A 16,812-nucleotide genomic window follows, 5' to 3' on the forward strand; every position below is an offset into this window, starting at 1 on the left:
ATGACCGGCGTGGACGGGGACCCCACGACACGGGCGTTGTGGTGCCTGCTGGAACTGCTCGACCGGGGCGGATCGGTCGAGCAGTTCGCGCATGTCGTGACGTCCGCGAGCCGGGCCGGGGCGGGCGAGGAGGAACTGGCCGGGATCGAGCGGGCGGCCGACGCGGCGCTGCGGATCAGGGCGACGTTGACGCAGCACCGGCGGCGTGAGGCGGAACTGGCGGCGCTGTTCGACACGGCGAGCGATTTGGCGAAGTTGCGGGACACCGATGCGGTGTTGCGGGCGATCGTGCATCGGGCGCGGATGTTGTTGCAGACGGACGTCGCGTATCTGAGTTTGAACGACGTCGGCGCCGGGCGGACGTATATGCGGGTGACGGAGGGCTGCACGTCCGCCTTGTTCCAGCAGGTGATTCTCGGCATGGGCGAGGGGCTCGGCGGTCTTGTCGGGCAGACGGCGCGGCCGTATGCGACGACGAACTACCTGCCGGATCCGCGTTTCGACCACACGTCGACGATCGACGCCGCGGTGGTCGACGAGGGACTGGTGGCGATTCTCGGCGTGCCTTTGCAGCTGGGCGATCGGGTGCTGGGTGTGTTGTACGCGGCGGACCGGGTGACCCGGGAGTTCAGCACGGCCGAGGTGGCGCTGTTGGCGTCATTGGCGGATCACGCGGCGATCGCGTTGGACGCCGCTCAGCGGATGGAGGAGGCGAAGTCCGCGCACGAGACCATTCGCCGGCACAACGAGGCGATGCGGCGGGCCGAAGAGGCGCACGACCGGCTGTCGGATTTGGTGTTGCGGGGCGGGGATGTGACGCGGGTGGCCGCCGCTCTGGCGGAAATGCTGGGTGGCGGGATTGTCGTGCACGACGCGTCGGGCGGCGAGTTGGCCCGAGTGGGGACCGGGGCTTCGGGAGTGGCGGCCGAACTGGTCGAGGAGTCCCGGGTCGGCGGGCGGGCGGTTCTCGGCGCCGGAATGTGGGTTTCGGCAGTGGTGGCCGGGCCGACGTTGTTGGGCAGTCTGACGTTGGTGGGTGTGGGGGAGTTGGCCGACGCCGATCGGCGGTTGTTCGAGCGGGCGAGTGTGGTGACGGCGTTGCTGTTGTTGCTGCGGCAATCGGTGGCCGAGACCGAGGATCGGGTGCGCGGCGAGTTGCTGACCGATTTGTTGACGGCTCCCGAACGCGATCCGGCGGGGCTGATTGCCCGCGGCAAAAGGCTCGGCGTGGATCTGACCGCGCCGCATGCTGTTCTCGTCGCCTATGTGGAGCAGGAATCGCGGCATCGGCTCGCGGTGGCGGCGGGCAGCCGGGTGGCGCGGAACAGTTTGATCGGGACGGTCGGGGACCGGCTGGTGTTGGTCGTCCGCGATGAGGAACCGGGACGGCTGGCCGAGCGGCTCGCGCGTGAGTTGGGGTCCGTGGTGGGAAAGCCGGTGACCGTCGGAGCGGCCGGGCCGGGAGCCGGGGTTGGCGAGCTGGTGGCGGTGTACGGCCAGGCCGAGCGCTGTCTGCGGGCGTTGTCGGCGCTGGGCCGGGAGGGCAGCGGGGCTGATCTGGGCGGGCTGGGATTCGTGGGGGTTCTGCTCGGGGATCGGGCGGATGTCGATGGATATGTGCGGAGTGTGCTGGGGCCGGTGCTGGATTACGACGCCACGCGCGGGTCGGATCTGGTGGCCACGCTGCGGGCTTATTTCGAATGCGGCGGCAATTTGAGTCGCGCCAAGGACGTGCTGCACGTCCATGTGAATACGGTGGTGCAGCGGTTGGAACGGGTGACGGTGTTGTTGGGGGACCGGTGGCGGGAACCCGATGAGGCGTTGGAGGTGCAGCTGGCGTTGCGGTTGATGGTGTTGTCGGGGTGAGGGTGGGTTCGTCCCGTCATCCGATGAGCCGCCGCGACCGCACTTCCACCTTTTACTCCGTTCAGTGGGCTGCCCGCTCGCATCAATGCTATAGCCTCATCTCCGCAGTGCGACCGAATTGTCGCGCATTTCGGAGGCAATTATGCGTGGTGCGTTGGCCGTTGCCGGCCTCGTCCTGTCGTTGTTCACACCCGTGACCGATTCGCAGACATCGTCGCCGCCGCCCGGAAAGATCACGCTCGATATCAAGACCATCAACGGTTCCGGCTGCCCGGCCGGCACCGCGGACGCCACGGCGGTCGTCTCGCCGGACAACACCGCCTTCACCGTCACCTACAACAACTTCGTCGCCCGCGCCGGGGCCGGCGCCGCCGCCGTCGACCAGCGCAAGAACTGCCAGATCAACGTCCTGGTCCACGTTCCGCCGGGCTTCACCTACGCCGTCGCGGAGGCCGACTACAGCGGCTTCGCCCACCTCGCCGCCGGCGCGACCGCCCTGGAGCAGGCCAACTACTACTTCACCGGCACCGCCCCCACCGCGCGGGTCCCGCACTCCCTCACCGGCCCGTTCGACGGCGAGTGGCAGACCCAGGACGTCGCCGACGTCCTCGTCTACGCCCCGTGCGGCGTCGACCGGAACCTGAACATCAACGCCGAGCTCCGCGCCGGCGTCGGCAGCTCCAACTCCGCCAACGGCAGCTACATCGAGATGGACACCTCGCACGCCAGCGTCAGCACCGTCTACCAGTTCGCCTGGAAGCAGTGCTGACACCCGAGTGAGCGGCCACGGGGGCGGATTCCCGGTCGGGAGGTCGGGAGTCCGCCCCCACCGGGTATCTCCGCCGCCGCGAGGAAAGAATCCCGGCGTGCCTGCCGTGGCCGGCGGGCTTGGTGATCGAGGTCTACGGCGTACTGCGGCGGCGCCACGCTGGCGGCGTTCGCCGACGAACTGCCGCCGGCCGTCGCGCTGTTCCTGACCACGCTGGTGCTGACGGCCGGAACCCTCCCGCGCGCCAAGCGCAACGCCCGCCGGTCACCCGCTCAGTAGCGGCAGGTATCCCAACCGCTGGCCGGCCTCGTTGGGATGGAAGGAACCATCGGTGTCCGGGGCCGTCACGCCGTTGATCCACGCGTCGGGGGCGCAGTAACCGTGCCCGGCGAACGCCGGCCGCGCGTCCAGGAACGCCGCCCCGGCCTTCGCCGCCCGGTCACGCGTCACCTCGGCGAGCTGGTCCGCGCCTTCGTTGAGCGCCTTGCGCTTGGCGACGCTCAGCGAACAAGGGCCGCTGTCCTCGACCACATGCGGGTACCCCAGCACGACCAGGTTGGCGTTGCGTGCTTTCGCACGGATCGCCTGGAACGTGCGTTCCAGGTTGTCACCGAGCGGCCCGTTCACGATCTTCTCCGCCTGGTGGACCTTGTCGATGCACGCCGCGTCGCCGCCGAGCACGCACGTCGACATCACGTCCGCGAAGCCGGCATCGGCGCCGCCGACGGTGATGCTCACGAGCGACGTCCCGCCGGTGAGGTCGCCGAGCTGGTCGTTGATCACGTCCGCGGTGCTGGCCCTGTTGCACGCCACCAGGTGCGTGTTGAACAGGTTGTGCTGCTCCGCGTACAGGCTGGGGTAGGCCTCCGGGCTCCGTCCACAGTGGCCGGTAGAGCCCGGTGTGCCCACCCCCGCCGCGTACGAGTCGCCGAGCGCCGCGTACTCCGGTGCGAACGTACCGGGAGCACCCGCGACGATCAGCGAACCGATCAGCAACGCCATGAGTCCAGGCATGAAATGTGAGTACCACACACCATGTCGACCTAGCCAGTGGTTCTCAGGCGTGAATTTGGCGGTCGAGGTCCCGCAACGCGTGCAGGAACGACTCCGAGAACGTGGGAAACGGCTGGATGACGTCCAACATGATGTCCAGCGGCACCCGTGCCCGAATTGCGACAGTGGCCTGCTGGAGCCACTCGCCGGCCTCGGGACCGAGGGCGTACGCGCCGGTGAGGACCGCGCCGTCGGAGACGAGGGTGAGGAAACCGGGAGTGGTGTCGTAGGCCCGGGTGTAGGTGGCGGTCCGCGGTACCCCGGAGAGCTGGATGGTCGAGGTGTACGCGCCCTCGGCCGCGCCGACCGCGGCGGCCTGCGGATGGGTGAACACCACCCGCGGCACGGCGTCGTAGTCGACCGTCCGGGGGCGGCCGTGGATGTTCGACGCCACCACCCGCCCGTGGTACTCGCCGACGTGGGTCAGGTTCCACTGGCCGGTGACGTCACCGATGGCCCACAGCCCGTCACCGGCCGACATCCGGTCGTCGACGGCGATGCCGTGCGGGTCGGCCTCGACGCCGACCGTCTCCAGGCCGATGCCGTCGACCCGCGGCCGCCGGCCGGTGGCGACCAGCAGCTTGTCGCCGCGCAGCTGGGTGTCGTCGGGCAGGTCCAGCACGTACTCGTCGCCTTCGACACGGGCGGCGCTGGCGTGCTGGCCGAGCACGAGCTCGACGCCGTCGGCGGCCAGCGCCCCGGCCAGGGCCTCGCCGAGCGCCTTCGGCTCGCGGGGCAGCACCCGGTCGGCGCCGTCGACCAGCGTGACCTGCGAGCCGAACCGGTGGAACGCCTGGGCCAGCTCCACGCCGGTGGGGCCGCCGCCCAGCACGAGCAGCCGGCGCGGGATCTCCTTCGCCCCGGTGGCCTCGCGGTTCGTCCACACTCCGTGCAGTTCACGGAGCCCGGGGACGGGCGGGATCACCGGGTCCGAACCGGTGGCGACGACGATATGGTCCGCCGTGTACGTGCGGTCACCGACCGCCACGGTGTGTGGGCCGGCCAGCCGGCCCGACCCACGCAGCACCTCGATGCCGGCGCCCTCGGCCCACTTCCGCTGGCCGGCGTCGTCGTAGGAGGAGACCATGAAGTCCCGCCAGGCCAACGCGGCGGCCGCGTCGACGGGACCGGTCACCGCCTCCCGCGCGCCCGGCACATCCCGCGCCCCGGCGACGGCTTCGCCGGGACGCATCAGCGTCTTGGACGGAATGCAGGCCCAGTACGAGCATTCGCCGCCGAGCAGCTCCCGCTCGACGATGGCGACCCGCAGGCCGCCCGCGGCGATCGCGGCCGCGCAGTGCTCGCCGGGCGCGCCGCCACCGAGCACGATGGCGTCGAAGCGATCGTTGGTCATCTCGGACACCCTTTCGTCTCTACCGTCCGGGCAGGCGGGTGGTGATCTCCTGCAGCACCCACTCGTTGCCGTCCGGGTCGCTGAACCGGGCGAACGAGGAGTAGCTGCGGCGCTCCGGGTCCGGGCCGGTGACGTCCTTCTCCCCGTCGGCGTGGTGGAAGACGCCGTCGGCGTCGTGGAACACCTCACTGACCTCGATGCCCCGCTCCACCAGCTCGGCGCGGGCCTTCTCGACGTCGCTCACCACCAGGTGCAGGCCCTGCGCCGAGCCCGGCCGGGCGCCGCTCACCTTCGCGCCGAAGATCACCGACGCGGCCGACCCGGGCGGGGTCAGCTGGATCACCCGGAAGCCGTCCCTGCCGGGGAAGTCGGCGTCCTCGCGCCAGCCCAGCCGGGTGTAGAAGGCCTTGGCCCGGTCGACGTCGGAAACGGGCAGGACCACAACCTCGAGCTTCATGTCCATGATCGGACTCCCTGTTCCGGGGTCATCCCGTGATGACCGCTGGCCCAAGGTTGCTCCCGCGGCCGGGCTCTTCGAACCCGTGTAACACCCTGGCCCCCGGGACCCCAGGGTGCGGGGACCCTAGCCGTCCAGGACGAGCTTGAGCAGGTCGCGGAGGGCTTGCCGCTGGCGGTCGGTCAGCGGGGCCAGGGGGTTGCCGGCAAAGGGCATGCGGGCGTCGAGGTCGGCGACGACGGCCAGCCCGGCCTCGGTGGCGGCGACGAGCTTGCCGCGACGGTCGTCGGGATTGGGGCGGCGTTCCAACAGCCCGTACTCGGCGAGCCGGTCCACGATCGGCGTCACGTTCGGCGGCTCCGTGTGCAGCACCTCGGCGATCCGGCGCATGGGCACCGGCGTCCGGGCCGCGCGCAGCGCCTTGGCCTGCATCGCCGTCAGGCCGTGCGGAGTGGCGGCGGCCTGGGCCTCGGCCGCGTACCTGCGGGTGATGGCGCCTATGAGGTCCACCACCTCGGCGGTCATGTCCAGGGTCACGTCCTCGTCCGGCATGGTATAAAGCATAATAGTTATGAACCATAACTAGTGAGAGAGAGTCGACATGACCGACACCGTGCTCGTCACGGGCACCTCCACCGGCATCGGCCTGGCCACCGCCATCGCCGCCGCCAAGGCCGGCTGGCGGGTCGTGGCCACCATGCGTGACACCGCGAGGTCGTCCGCCCTGCTGGAGGCCGCCGCGACCGCCGGCGTCACCGACCTGATCGACGTCCGCGCGCTGGACGTCACCGACGCCGAGGCCGCGGCCGCCTGCGTGGACGAGGTCGTGCGGGACCACGGCCGGCTCGACGCCGTGATCAACAATGCCGGCGCCGGCCACCTCGGCACCCTGGAGCAGGAGTCGATCGACGAGGTCCGGGCCGTGTTCGAGGTCAACTTCTTCGGCATGCTCAACGTGACCAAGCCCGCCCTGCCGCACCTGCGCGCTTCCGGCGGCCGGCTGCTGGCCGTGACCAGTGTCGGCGGCGTTGTCGGCCAGCCGTTCAGCGAGTCCTACTGCGCGGCCAAGTTCGCCGTCGAGGGCTACCTGGAGTCCCTGGCTCCGGTCGTCGGCGCCCACGGCGTTCGCGTCACCGTCGTCGAACCCGGCGCGGTGGCCAGTGAGTTCGTCACCAACGTCGGCTTCGACCCCGCGCAGGTTGACGCCGCCGGCCCCTACGCCCCTCAGCTGCGTAACGTCCTGAACCACATCGGCGACGCCTTCTCCAGCGCCCAGTCCTCCGAGGACGCCGCCGCTGCCATCGTCGACACCCTCACCGCCGACAAGCCGGCGTTCCGCGTGCAGACCTCCGAGGTCGCCCGCACCTTCAACGCCACCAAGCTCGCCGACATGGACGGCTCCGCCGTCCAGGCCATGACCACCGAGTGGGTCTCCTAGGCGTTGGGGCACAACGAGAGTGGGGGCCGCCGACCGGCGGCCCCCGAGTGCGTCAGCTGTCGATCTCGAAGGGCTCGCCGTAGACCTTCCACTTCAGCGGCGGGTTGAGGGCGAGGTTGCCGGCCTTCAGGAACACCCGCTGCTCGGTGTCGACGCGGCTGGTGTCGCTGTGGGCCTCCTCGGTGAGCATGGCGGCCTTGCGGGCGTCCAGGAAGGCGTTGAGGTACGTGGTCTCGTTGCCGCCCTGGGCCGGGGTCTTGGCCTTGCGCATGGCGGTGGCGCGGATGCCGCCGAAGGACGTGCCGTCGTCGCCGGGGCCGTGCATGACGATGGCGTCGTAGTAGATGAACTGGCCGAGCGCGCCGAGGCCGTCGGACTTGGCCTGGCTGACCGACGGGTTGAAGTAGACCCGGTCCCGCTCGTCGTTCTGGGCCTGCTGGAAGACGGAGTCCTTGGCGGCGGTGGCCCAGTCCTTCTTGAAGTTGGGGTCGAGGCCGCTGTGGGAGTCGGAGCCGTTGACCTTCTCCAGCGCCGGCAGGTACTTGGCCAGCACGTTGCTCGGCTTGCGATCAGTGTAGAGCTGGACGAGTTCCAGCATGTCGCCGGTGCCGGAGCAGAAGCCGATGATGCCGGCGGTGTAGCCGCGGCCGTCGTGGATGTCCTCGATGTAGGAGTACTGCGACTTCCAGTCCAGCGTGGAGTTCTCCGCGCTGGACACCAGCTCCATCGCGATCTCCTTCTTCTGGGGATCGTTCAGGTCGCCGCCGCTGGACGCGGAGGCGGCCGGTGCGAGCGTGGCGCACAGGGCAAGGACGGCGGCTGCGGACAGGACCGAGCGCCGGGTGTATGCGGTTGACACCGAAGCATCTCCAGGGGGCAGGGTTTGGAGGATCTTCTTCGGCGGCGGAGCCTCATGTTCGTAAAGGAACCTTATGATGTCAAGGCCGAGCGGTCCTCGGAACTCCGGTGCCGGCCGAGCGCCCGCCAGCCCGCCGCCACGGTGAGCAGCAGCGGCACGCCCGACGCGGCGAAGCCGGTGCGCGGCCCGAGCCCCTCGGTGATGCCGGCGGCCACCAGGCTCGTGACCGGCAGCATTCCGGGCAGCGCCATGGTCCACACACCCATGACCCGGCCCCGCATCGCCGGGGCCGACTCCACCTGCACCAGCGTGTTGGCCATCGCGATGAACCAGATGGACGCGAAGCCAGCGATGATCATGCCTGCGTACGCCACGATCGGATGTGGGGCGTAGCCGACAAGGATCGCCGACAGGCCGGTGGCGACGGCAAGGACCCGGACCCGGCGTCCGGTCGGCCAGGTGGTCGCCGCGGCCATGCCGGCCCCGGGCAGCGCGCCGATGCCGAATGCCGCCATCAGCGATCCGAATCCCGCGCCGCCGAGATGCCACACGGTGGTCGCCAGCAGCGGCAACGCGACACCGAGATCGAACAGCATGCCCGTGGCGGCCGCCAGCAGGACACAGGCCAGGATCGCCGGCTGTCCCCTGACGTAACGGAGCCCGGCCCGGATCGCGCCGGGTTCCCGCGCGGGGCGGTCGATCCGATCGGAGCGGGTGGCGGTCTGCCGCAACACGATCAGCGGGGCGACGAACGACAGCGCGTTGGCCACGAAACCCCACGTGACGCCCACGGTGGACAGCAGCACGCCGCCGACCGCCGGCCCGAGCACCCGTGACACGTTGATCACGACCTCGTTGAGGCTGACCGCACTGGCCACGCCCGCGCCGCCGACGAGGTCCCGGACGAACACCTGCCGCGCCGGCCCGTCCACCGCGCTGACCGCGCCGGTGGCCAGGGAGATGGCGAACAGCGACCAGAGTTGGATCGCGCCCGTCGCCGTCAGCACGCCGAGCAGCAGCGACAGCGCGGCGAGCAGGGTCTGCGTCAGCATCAGCAGCCGGCGGCGGTCCACGTGATCGACCAGCGAGCCCGCCCACGGGCCGAGCGGGATCAGCGGGGCCATGGTGCAGACCGTCACCAGCGCCAGGAAGATCGCGTTCGAGTTCAGCCGGAGCACCAGCCACGACACGGCGACCGACTGTGTGATGGTGCCGGACGCGGACAACACCTGGCTGCCGAACCACCACCGGAACTCCGACCTGGCCAAGGAACCGAACATCCTCGTGAACGCCGGCAAGGCCACCCCGTCCCCCTCCCCAGTGAACTAAAAAGAGGCTATCAGGTGGGTCGAAGGGTTTTGGAATGAATGGAGGGGGTGGATGTTTGAGGTTGCTCGGCGGTGTGGGACGGTCGCGGTTGTCATTTGGGATGGGAGGTTTGCTTTGTTGGTGGGCCGATTTGGTGTGGAGCCTCTGGACGATGGCCTACGAGGGGCATTTCCGGGGCAGGCTCCGCCTGCCCCTCGCGCGGAGAGCTTAGGCCATCGTCCACCTCCACACAAAATCGGCCCAAGTGCATTGCTGGGGGTGGCGGGTTGGCGGTAGTCGGTCGCTGTGGAATTGTCAAAGAACCGGGGGTCAGTATTCGAAGGGGCGAGTCGTGTAGTGGCGGCCGGTGGGGGTGGTCCAGTGTGAGGTGCCGTCCGGGTCCCTGGTCGCGGTGTAGTTGTCGTGTTTGCGGTGGTGGTGCCAGGTGCAGAGGCCCTGAAGATTGGCGGGTGTGGTGTGGCCGGCTGGCCAGGGGGTGATGTGGTCCAGCTCTTGGATGGGGCTGGCGCAGCCGGGGGCGGTGCAGGTTCCGCCGGCGGACACGTGGGCGAATTCCTTCATCAGGGTGGTGGGGCGGTAGGTGTCGGTGGTGATGGCGGTGGCGTGGCGGTACTGGTCGAGCAGGATGCCTCGCCAGGGGCCGTGCATGGCCAGCTCGCGGGCGGTGTCGGCGGCGATGGGGCCGTAGCCGGCGAGGTGGCCGGGGTCGTTGGTCAGGCCCATCAGGGTTTCCATGGAGAGGGTGACGAAGGTCCGCACGTTCCAGTCCCGAGACGTGCCCCGCAACCGGTCCAGGAGGGCGTCGGAGCGTTTCTGGTCGGTGGTGCGGTCGTCGGTGGGGAGGGCTTTGGCGTCTTTGCAGAGTTGTTGGAACACGAGGTGGGCGTCGGTGGCGGGCAGGATCCAGGTCAGTTTGGCCATGCCGTCCGGTAGCGGGGAGAACTCGACCCGGCGGTCCTTGGTGGCCTTGCGGCAGCGGGTCTCATAACCGTCGGGGTCGGCGTGGGCGACCAGGGCGGTGGTCTTGCGGCACAGTTGGGTGCGGTTCAACCCGGCGGCCATGTCGACCAGGGCGTCTTCGACCTCGGCAACCAGGTCGGGGGACAGGTGCTGGACCCGTTCCCGCACGGCGTCGAGCCGGCGAAAGTCCAACTCACCACGCCTTAGCAGCTCGGCCAGCCGGGGCAGCGTCTCCAACACCTGGCTGGCTTCCTTGCGGCGGGCCACGGTCTGTTCGGGTTCGGTGAGGGCCATGGCGAGCTCGGTGGGGTCCTCGGTCCGGCGTAGTGCGGCCAGTTCGACCCATTCGCAGGCGGACTTCAGTTTGCGGGCGAGGATGGACACCGTCACCAACTGGTCGGTGTCCATCCTCGCCCAGTCCACACCCATGATCAGGTCGAACAGGTCCCCGCTGGGCGGTCTGTTCTCCATTTCGCGGGTGAGTTCTTCCATACCTCCAGAATACTCGCACGCATGATCGAACTCGAATCACTAACGGGTGATTGTTTCATGCATAATCGGCGCACTCTGGGGTTTCATGCATAATCGCGCCGGCCGCCACCCCACCGTCGACACCGAACACCTGAGCGTGGATTTTGTGTGGAGGTGGACGATGGCCTAAGCTCTCCGCGCGAGGGGCAGGCGGAGCCTGTCCCGGAATTGCCCCTCGTAGGCCATCGTCCAGAGGCTCCACACAAAATCCACGCGACCCACGCGACCCAACACACGCAAACCCAACCCCCCTCAACCCATACCCCACCCCGCACCCCAAAACAAACGCCCCCAAAACAAAAAGCCTGCCCGGGAGCCGAACAGCCCCCGGGCAGGCCCACCAACCAAACCTCAGCCCTTACGGATCGCCTCGATGATCCGCGGCCGCAACTCCGCCGCGCTCACCACGGCGTCCACGGACCCCACCTCAACGGCCCGGTGCACGCTGTGCACCCGGTCGAACTCGGTCGCGACCTCGGACAGCTTCTCGGTCCGCACCGACGTCCGAACCTCGGCCAGCTTGGCGCTCAGCTCGGCCCGCTCGGCCCCCGAGGTCTCCGCCAGCCGCGCCTCCAATTCGGCGACCCGGGCATCCATCGACGTCCGCCGGTTGACGTCGGCGGTGAAGACCACCGCCGCGGCCGGCGCGCCACCGATGACGGAGGCGAACGAGCCTTCGACGGCCAGCACGGTCATCCGAGGGTTCAACGCCTTGGAGAAGACCACGAACGCACCGCCGTGGTACCGGGAGATCACGCAGAACACGATCGGGCCCTGGAAGTTGACGATCGCCCGTCCGATCTCCGCGCCGTACTCCAGCTGCAGCTTCCGCATCGACTCCGGCGACCCGTCGAACCCGGACAGGTTCGCCAGCACCACCAGCGGCCGGTTGCCACTGGCCGAGTTGATCGCCCGCGCCGCCTTCTTCGACGACTGCGGGAACAGCGTGCCGGCGGTGTAGGTGTCGGGGCCGTCGGTGGGAGGGAAGCCGCGGCGCTGCACGGACTTCGACTCGATGCCGAGCAGGCACACCGGCTGCCCGCCCAGGTGCACGTCCTGCACCACGGCGGTGTCGGCGTCGGCCATGCCGGCCCAGCGCTCCAGCACCGTGTGGTCCTGGTCGGCGACCGCCCGCATCACCGTGCGGATGTCGAACGGCTTCTTGCGGTCCGGGTTGGCCGTGGCCGAGAAGATCTCGCCGACGGTCTTGAAGTCGCTGCCTTCGATGTCGTGCGGGAAGTGGCAGATGTCCCGGTCCACCGGGTCGGTGGTGGCCGACGGCCGCGGCGCGTTCTCGCCCGGCGCGACGTAGGTGTGCTCGTAGTGCCCCATCAGCACGTCCCGGGCGCCGGCGAGGTTCGGGGCCCAGTACTGGGCCTGCCCGTTCGGGCCCATCACGCGGTCGTAGCCGCCGATGCCGAAGTTGTCCTCGGCCGACACGCCGCCGGAGAAGTCCAGCGCCTGCTTGCCGGTCAGGACCATCGCCGAGTCCGGCGTCATGACGAGGATGCCCTTGGTGTGCATGAGCATCGTCGCCTCGGCGTTCCAGTACGGCTGCGCGCCGACGTTGATGCCGGTGACCACGATGTTGATCTCGCCGCCGTCCTGGGTGAACTCGACGATCCGCTTCAGAGCGGCCGCCACCCAGTCCATGTTCTCGGTGCCGGACTCCATCGAGATCCGCGCGCCGGAGGACAGCGCGAACCACTCCACCGGCACCCGCATCTGCTCGGCCAGGTCGAGCGCGGCGATCACGCGGCGGCACTCCGGCTCGGACAGCGCGCCCAGCGACTTGGTCGGGTCGCCGAGCAGCACCACCCGCTTGATGCCCTCCGGGTAGCGTTCGGTCGGCGTGCTCACCACACCGGCGACCATCGCCGCCTTGTTCTGGCCCTTGGGCCGGTCCACCGGCACCAGCGCGTGGTTGGCGTCGAGGTCGTGCTCGACGAAGTCGCCGAGCAGGCCGGTCAGCTCGTACGGGTAGACAGTGTTGCGGCTGCTGGCCCGCATCACCTTGAGCCGGTAGTCGTCCAGCGGCTCGACCACGTCCACCGGCGGCTCGCCGACCTCCAGCGTGGTGCCGCCGGTGGCGTCGAACGCGATCCGCACCGCGATCTTGGTCAGCTCGCCGGTCTCCCGGTCCCGCTGCCGCGCGATGAGCAGGATCTCCTCCAGGCCGGCGCCGGCCGTCGTCGGCAGCACGCGGCCGGCGATCATCTCCAGCTCGGCCCGGGTCATCTCGCTGGCCGGCCAGACGTAGATGACGATTCGGTTGGTGTTGAACCGGTTCTTCGACGGGCGACGGGACTGCGCGCGGCGGATCGAGTCGAGGCAGGTGGCGATGGTGTCCTCGGCGGTGGGCAGCGCGACCAGGCGGCCGTCGTGCTCACGCAGCTCGGTCAGGTCCCGCACCTGGGCGAAGGCGACCAGCCGGTCGTCGGCCGGGTTCTCCCGGGCGACGCACTGGAACAGGTACACCTCCTCGTCGGAGGACGGCAGGCGGGTCAGGTCGAACTTGCGCAGCCGTTCCAGCTGCATCCGCTGCGCGATGTACGGGTGCAGGCCGCGGATCAGTCGCTCCTCGGTCATCCCGGTGGTGGACGGCCGGAAGGTGAAGTGGTGGTGCATGACCGCGCCGCCGCGGCCGGCGACCGTCGCGGTGACCCGACGGACCTGCGCCGGCAGCGGGTGCGAGCTGATCACCTCGAGCAGTTCCGCCGCCATCGCGTCGAAGTCCTCGGGCTGCTTCTCCCACGCCAGGTAGATGTCGGCGTCGACGGCCTCGTCGCCGCCGGCCAGCTCGGCCAGCCCGCGCAGCGCGCCGCCGAAGGCCTCGAAGCTGACCGCGGCGGACGCGATCCGCGCCCCCGCACGGGAAGCCACCACGAAGGTGCAGCCGGCGACCTCGCTGCGGTGCACGTCGGTGGTGCCCTTGTTGCCGTAGTAGCGGCGGATCAGCACCTCGAGCATCGTGGCGTTGTCGAGGTCGGCGCGGATCAGGCGCTGGCCGAGCAGCCGGACCAGCGGCTCGGTGCTGCGGACCATCTCGGCGACGCGCTCGGCGCGGTCCGGCGAGTCCGGGTGCGCGTCGAGGTGCCGCAGGTGGTTGCGCACGGCCGCGTAGACGCGGGCCCGGTTGCGGCGCAGCAGCGGCTGGCCGAACCACGCGAACACGACGCCGCGGGCGATGTCGGAGACCACCGGGAAGCGGACCTGGGTGGCCGCGACCAGCCGCTCCAGGGCCAGACCGGTCGGTTCGCGCAGCGCCTCGTCCGGCGGCAGCTCCCGCAGCCACGCACGCAGCAGCGTGGTGACGATGGTGGCGTCGGTGGCGGCCCGCTGCTGGGCGAGGAAGATCCGGAAGACCGCGGTCTCCACCTCGGGGGTGCGGTCCAGCTCGGTGATGCCGTAGTGCGCCAGCACCTTGGCCAGCTTGGCCTGGAACTCCGCCGGCAGGCCGGCCCGTTCCACGTCCAGGCTCTGCAGGTAGGTGTGGAAGTACTCGCGGGCGCTGTACGAATGACTGTCGTTCTCGCCGGTGGGGCGGTTGCGGCTCAGCTCGGCCAGGTCGGCGAAGACGTCCAGCAGCGCCAGCTCCTCGGCCAGCGGCCGGTGGCCGTCCTCGGTGGCCTCCCGGCGCGCGGCCATGTAGTCGTCCAGCACGCGGCGCTCGTCGATCGGGTCGACATCGAAGCCCAGCAACAGGTTCCGCAGGTCTTCCTGGCCACGGGCGAGGCGGTCCAGCGCCGGCACGGCCGCGGCGGCCTCGGGCAGGTCCAGCTCGACGGTCTGGGCCGGACCGGTGTCCTCGGCGGCGTCGTCGGCGATGGGCTCCAGGCGCAGCAGCGGGGCGCCGGTCGGCACCTGGCTGCCCACGGAGACCGGGCGCTCCTTGAGGCGGGCCTTGAACGGCGCGCGCAGCACCGTCTCCATCTTCATGCTCTCCAGCACGAGGACGGGTGCGCCGGCCTCGACCTCGTCGCCGACCTCCAGCGGGGTGGCGACGACCAGCGCCGGCGCGGGGGAGCGGACCACGCCGCCCTCGTCGCGGCTGACGCGGTGCGCGACGCCGTCCACCTCGACCAGGTGGATCGGGCCGTGGGTGCCGGTGAGCAGGCTGTGCCGGGAGCCGTTGACGAGGATCTGGCCGCTGTGGTGGTCGAAGCGGTCCAGCACGACGTCGGCGGTGCGCACGTCCTCGCCGGACTCGATGGCCACCCGGAACCGGGTCGCGCCGACGCGGGCGACCCGCACCCGGTAGCCGATGCCGCGGAGCTTGAGGTCCAGCGGGCGGCCGCTCTCGTGCTGCACCTGCGGGCGGCCGCCGAACGCGGTGGACAGCAGGCGCTGCCGCTCGACGCGCTCCTCTTCCTCGTACGCCTCGATGGCCGCGGCGGCCAGGGCGACGGAGGAGTGGCGGTGCGAGACCAGCCGGCCCTCGGCGCGGACGCGGTCGATCCAGCCGGTGTCGGCGCTGGCGTCGATCACCTCCGGCTGGTCGAGCAGGTCCAGCACGAAGCTCTTGTTGGTGGCGCCGCCCTCGATGATGACCTTGGTCTCGGCCATCGCGCGGCGCAGCCGGCCCAGCGCCTGCTCGCGGTCGCGGCCGTAGGCGATGATCTTGGCGATCATCGAGTCGAAGTCGGCGGGAATGGTGTCGCCCTCGCTGACGCCGGTGTCGACCCGGATGCCCGGGCCGGCCGGCAGGTCCAGCCGGGCGATGCGGCCGGGGGACGGGGCGAAGTCGCGGTCGGGGTCCTCGGCGTTGAGCCGGGCCTCGATGGCGTGGCCGAGCTCGGCCGGCTGCTCGCCGGTCAGCTTGCCGCCGGCGGCGACGTGCAGCTGCAGGCGCACCAGGTCGGTGCCGGTGGTGATCTCCGTGATCGGGTGCTCCACCTGCAGGCGGGTGTTCACCTCGAGGAAGGCGAACAGCTTCTCGCCCGGGTGGTAGAGGAACTCGACGGTGCACGCGCCGCGGTAGCCGACCTTCACGGCCAGCCGCTCGGCCGAGCGCTTGAGCTCGGCGGTCTGCTCCGGCGCGAGGACCGGCGACGCGGACTCCTCGATGATCTTCTGGTTGCGGCGCTGCACCGAGCAGTCGCGCACGCCGAGCGCCCACGCGGTGTCGCCGTCGGAGATCACCTGGACCTCGACGTGGCGGGCGCCGGTGACGAGGCGCTCCAGGAACACGACGCCGGACCCGAAGGCGCGCAACGCTTCCTGGCTGGTGCGCTCGTAGGCGTCGGCCAGCTCGTCGGCGGAGGCGACCTTGCGGATGCCGCGCCCGCCGCCGCCCGCGGTGGCCTTGAGCATCAGCGGGTAGCCGATGTCCGCGCCGGCCTTCAGCGCGTCCTCCAGCGTGGCGACCTCACCGCGGCTCCACGGTGCGACCGGCACGCCGACCTCCTCGGCGATCAGCTTGGCGCCGATCTTGTCGCCCAGCTGGCGCATCGCGTCCGCGCTGGGGCCGACGAAGGTGACGCCGACCTTCTCGCACACCTCGGCGAACGCCGGGTCCTCGGCGACGAAGCCCCAGCCCACCCACGCCGCGTCGGCGCCGCTGTCGACCAGCGCCTTCTCCAGCTTGGCGTGGTCGAGGTAGGGGCGGGCCGAGGCCGGGCCCAGGTCGTAGGTGAGGTCGGCCTCGCGGACGAACGTGGCGTTGCGGTCGGCGTCGGTGTAGAACGCGACGGTCTCGATGCGCGTCCCGGTCTCCGCGGAGAGATCCCGGACGGCGTGGATCAGCCGCATCGCGGCCTCTCCGCGGTTGACGATGGCGACACGACTGAACACCGACCGAGCCTCCTACTAGACACGTGCGGGGCCGACAGACCCCACTCCCACCCTGAACACTCTCGTGTATCCGCCAGTGGCGAAATGCTGCAAGTAACGGTGCCGAGCACCAGAGTTTGTAGAGATCCCACAAAAGATGACGCCAGTCACAGAGGCCATGGCCGGCCGCCCGGCCGTCCCGGCGTGTCGCGCTGGACAACCCACGCTGTCGCGGTTCCGAACGCGCATGACGTCCTTATCTTCTGAGTCGGGTCGGTTCTGGTCAGTCGTAAGATCAGGAAGGCCCGGGGACCTCGGGTGTGGCTGTCATGACGGAGCCGTTGGTGTGGCTGGGAAGGATTGGCCGCCCGGGGTCCTGCGACGACTCGGCCGCTGATTGGGATGAGCGAAACAATCGCTGCAT

Annotated in this window: 11 protein-coding genes; 3 read left to right on the top strand and 8 right to left on the bottom strand. The window is 70.2% G+C overall.

Annotated features, from left to right (window positions below; genetic code table 11):
- Both BJ998_RS43135 and BJ998_RS43140 read left to right on the top strand, forming a co-directional pair.
- Window positions 1-1,866 (top strand): helix-turn-helix domain-containing protein, encoded by a 1,866-nt coding sequence (locus tag BJ998_RS43135; protein WP_184869952.1) that lies wholly within the window; start codon window positions 1-3, stop codon window positions 1,864-1,866.
- 142 nt (window positions 1,867-2,008) lie between these two features.
- Window positions 2,009-2,635, top strand: coding sequence for a DUF4360 domain-containing protein (locus BJ998_RS43140; protein ID WP_184869953.1), 627 nt, complete (start codon window positions 2,009-2,011; stop codon window positions 2,633-2,635).
- Between the two features lie 264 nt (window positions 2,636-2,899).
- Here the strand turns inward: BJ998_RS43140 and BJ998_RS43145 are convergent, their stop codons facing one another.
- From BJ998_RS43145 to BJ998_RS43160, 4 genes are all read right to left on the bottom strand, one after another.
- The gene (locus BJ998_RS43145; protein WP_184869954.1) at window positions 2,900-3,649 is read right to left on the bottom strand and encodes an SGNH/GDSL hydrolase family protein; all 750 of its coding nucleotides are present in this window, start codon (window positions 3,647-3,649) and stop codon (window positions 2,900-2,902) included.
- A gap of 43 nt (window positions 3,650-3,692) precedes the next feature.
- Window positions 3,693-5,042, bottom strand: coding sequence for a dihydrolipoyl dehydrogenase family protein (locus BJ998_RS43150; RefSeq protein WP_184869955.1), 1,350 nt, complete (start codon window positions 5,040-5,042; stop codon window positions 3,693-3,695).
- A 19-nt stretch (window positions 5,043-5,061) separates the two neighbouring features.
- A complete protein-coding gene (locus BJ998_RS43155) occupies window positions 5,062-5,505 on the bottom strand; it encodes a VOC family protein (RefSeq protein ID WP_184869956.1) in 444 nt (147 codons plus the stop codon).
- A gap of 120 nt (window positions 5,506-5,625) precedes the next feature.
- Window positions 5,626-6,051: a MarR family winged helix-turn-helix transcriptional regulator gene (locus tag BJ998_RS43160; RefSeq protein ID WP_184869957.1), complete on the bottom strand. Its 426-nt coding sequence runs from the start codon at window positions 6,049-6,051 to the stop codon at window positions 5,626-5,628.
- A 49-nt stretch (window positions 6,052-6,100) separates the two neighbouring features.
- Here BJ998_RS43160 and BJ998_RS43165 point away from each other — a divergent pair, with 49 nt between their 5' ends.
- A complete protein-coding gene (locus tag BJ998_RS43165; protein ID WP_184869958.1) occupies window positions 6,101-6,937 on the top strand; it encodes an SDR family oxidoreductase in 837 nt (278 codons plus the stop codon).
- Between the two features lie 52 nt (window positions 6,938-6,989).
- Here the strand turns inward: BJ998_RS43165 and BJ998_RS43170 are convergent, their stop codons facing one another.
- The 4 genes from BJ998_RS43170 to BJ998_RS43185 all read right to left on the bottom strand — a co-directional run bounded on the left by BJ998_RS43170 (window position 6,990) and on the right by BJ998_RS43185 (window position 16,409).
- On the bottom strand, window positions 6,990-7,796 hold the full coding sequence (locus BJ998_RS43170; protein WP_376776062.1) for a chitosanase: 807 nt from the start codon (window positions 7,794-7,796) through the stop codon (window positions 6,990-6,992).
- A gap of 71 nt (window positions 7,797-7,867) precedes the next feature.
- Window positions 7,868-9,064 carry an MFS transporter gene (locus BJ998_RS43175; protein WP_184869959.1) on the bottom strand — a complete coding sequence of 399 codons (1,197 nt, stop codon included), beginning with the start codon at window positions 9,062-9,064 and terminating at the stop codon, window positions 7,868-7,870.
- Between the two features lie 370 nt (window positions 9,065-9,434).
- A complete protein-coding gene (locus BJ998_RS43180) occupies window positions 9,435-10,577 on the bottom strand; it encodes an HNH endonuclease signature motif containing protein (protein ID WP_184869960.1) in 1,143 nt (380 codons plus the stop codon).
- Window positions 10,578-10,967: 390 nt separating this feature from the next.
- Window positions 10,968-16,409 carry an ATP-binding protein gene (locus BJ998_RS43185; protein ID WP_184869961.1) on the bottom strand — a complete coding sequence of 1,814 codons (5,442 nt, stop codon included), beginning with the start codon at window positions 16,407-16,409 and terminating at the stop codon, window positions 10,968-10,970.
- Window positions 16,410-16,812 lie beyond the last annotated feature (403 nt).

This window comes from Kutzneria kofuensis, from assembly GCF_014203355.1.
Classification (GTDB): Bacteria; Actinomycetota; Actinomycetes; order Mycobacteriales; family Pseudonocardiaceae; genus Kutzneria; species Kutzneria kofuensis.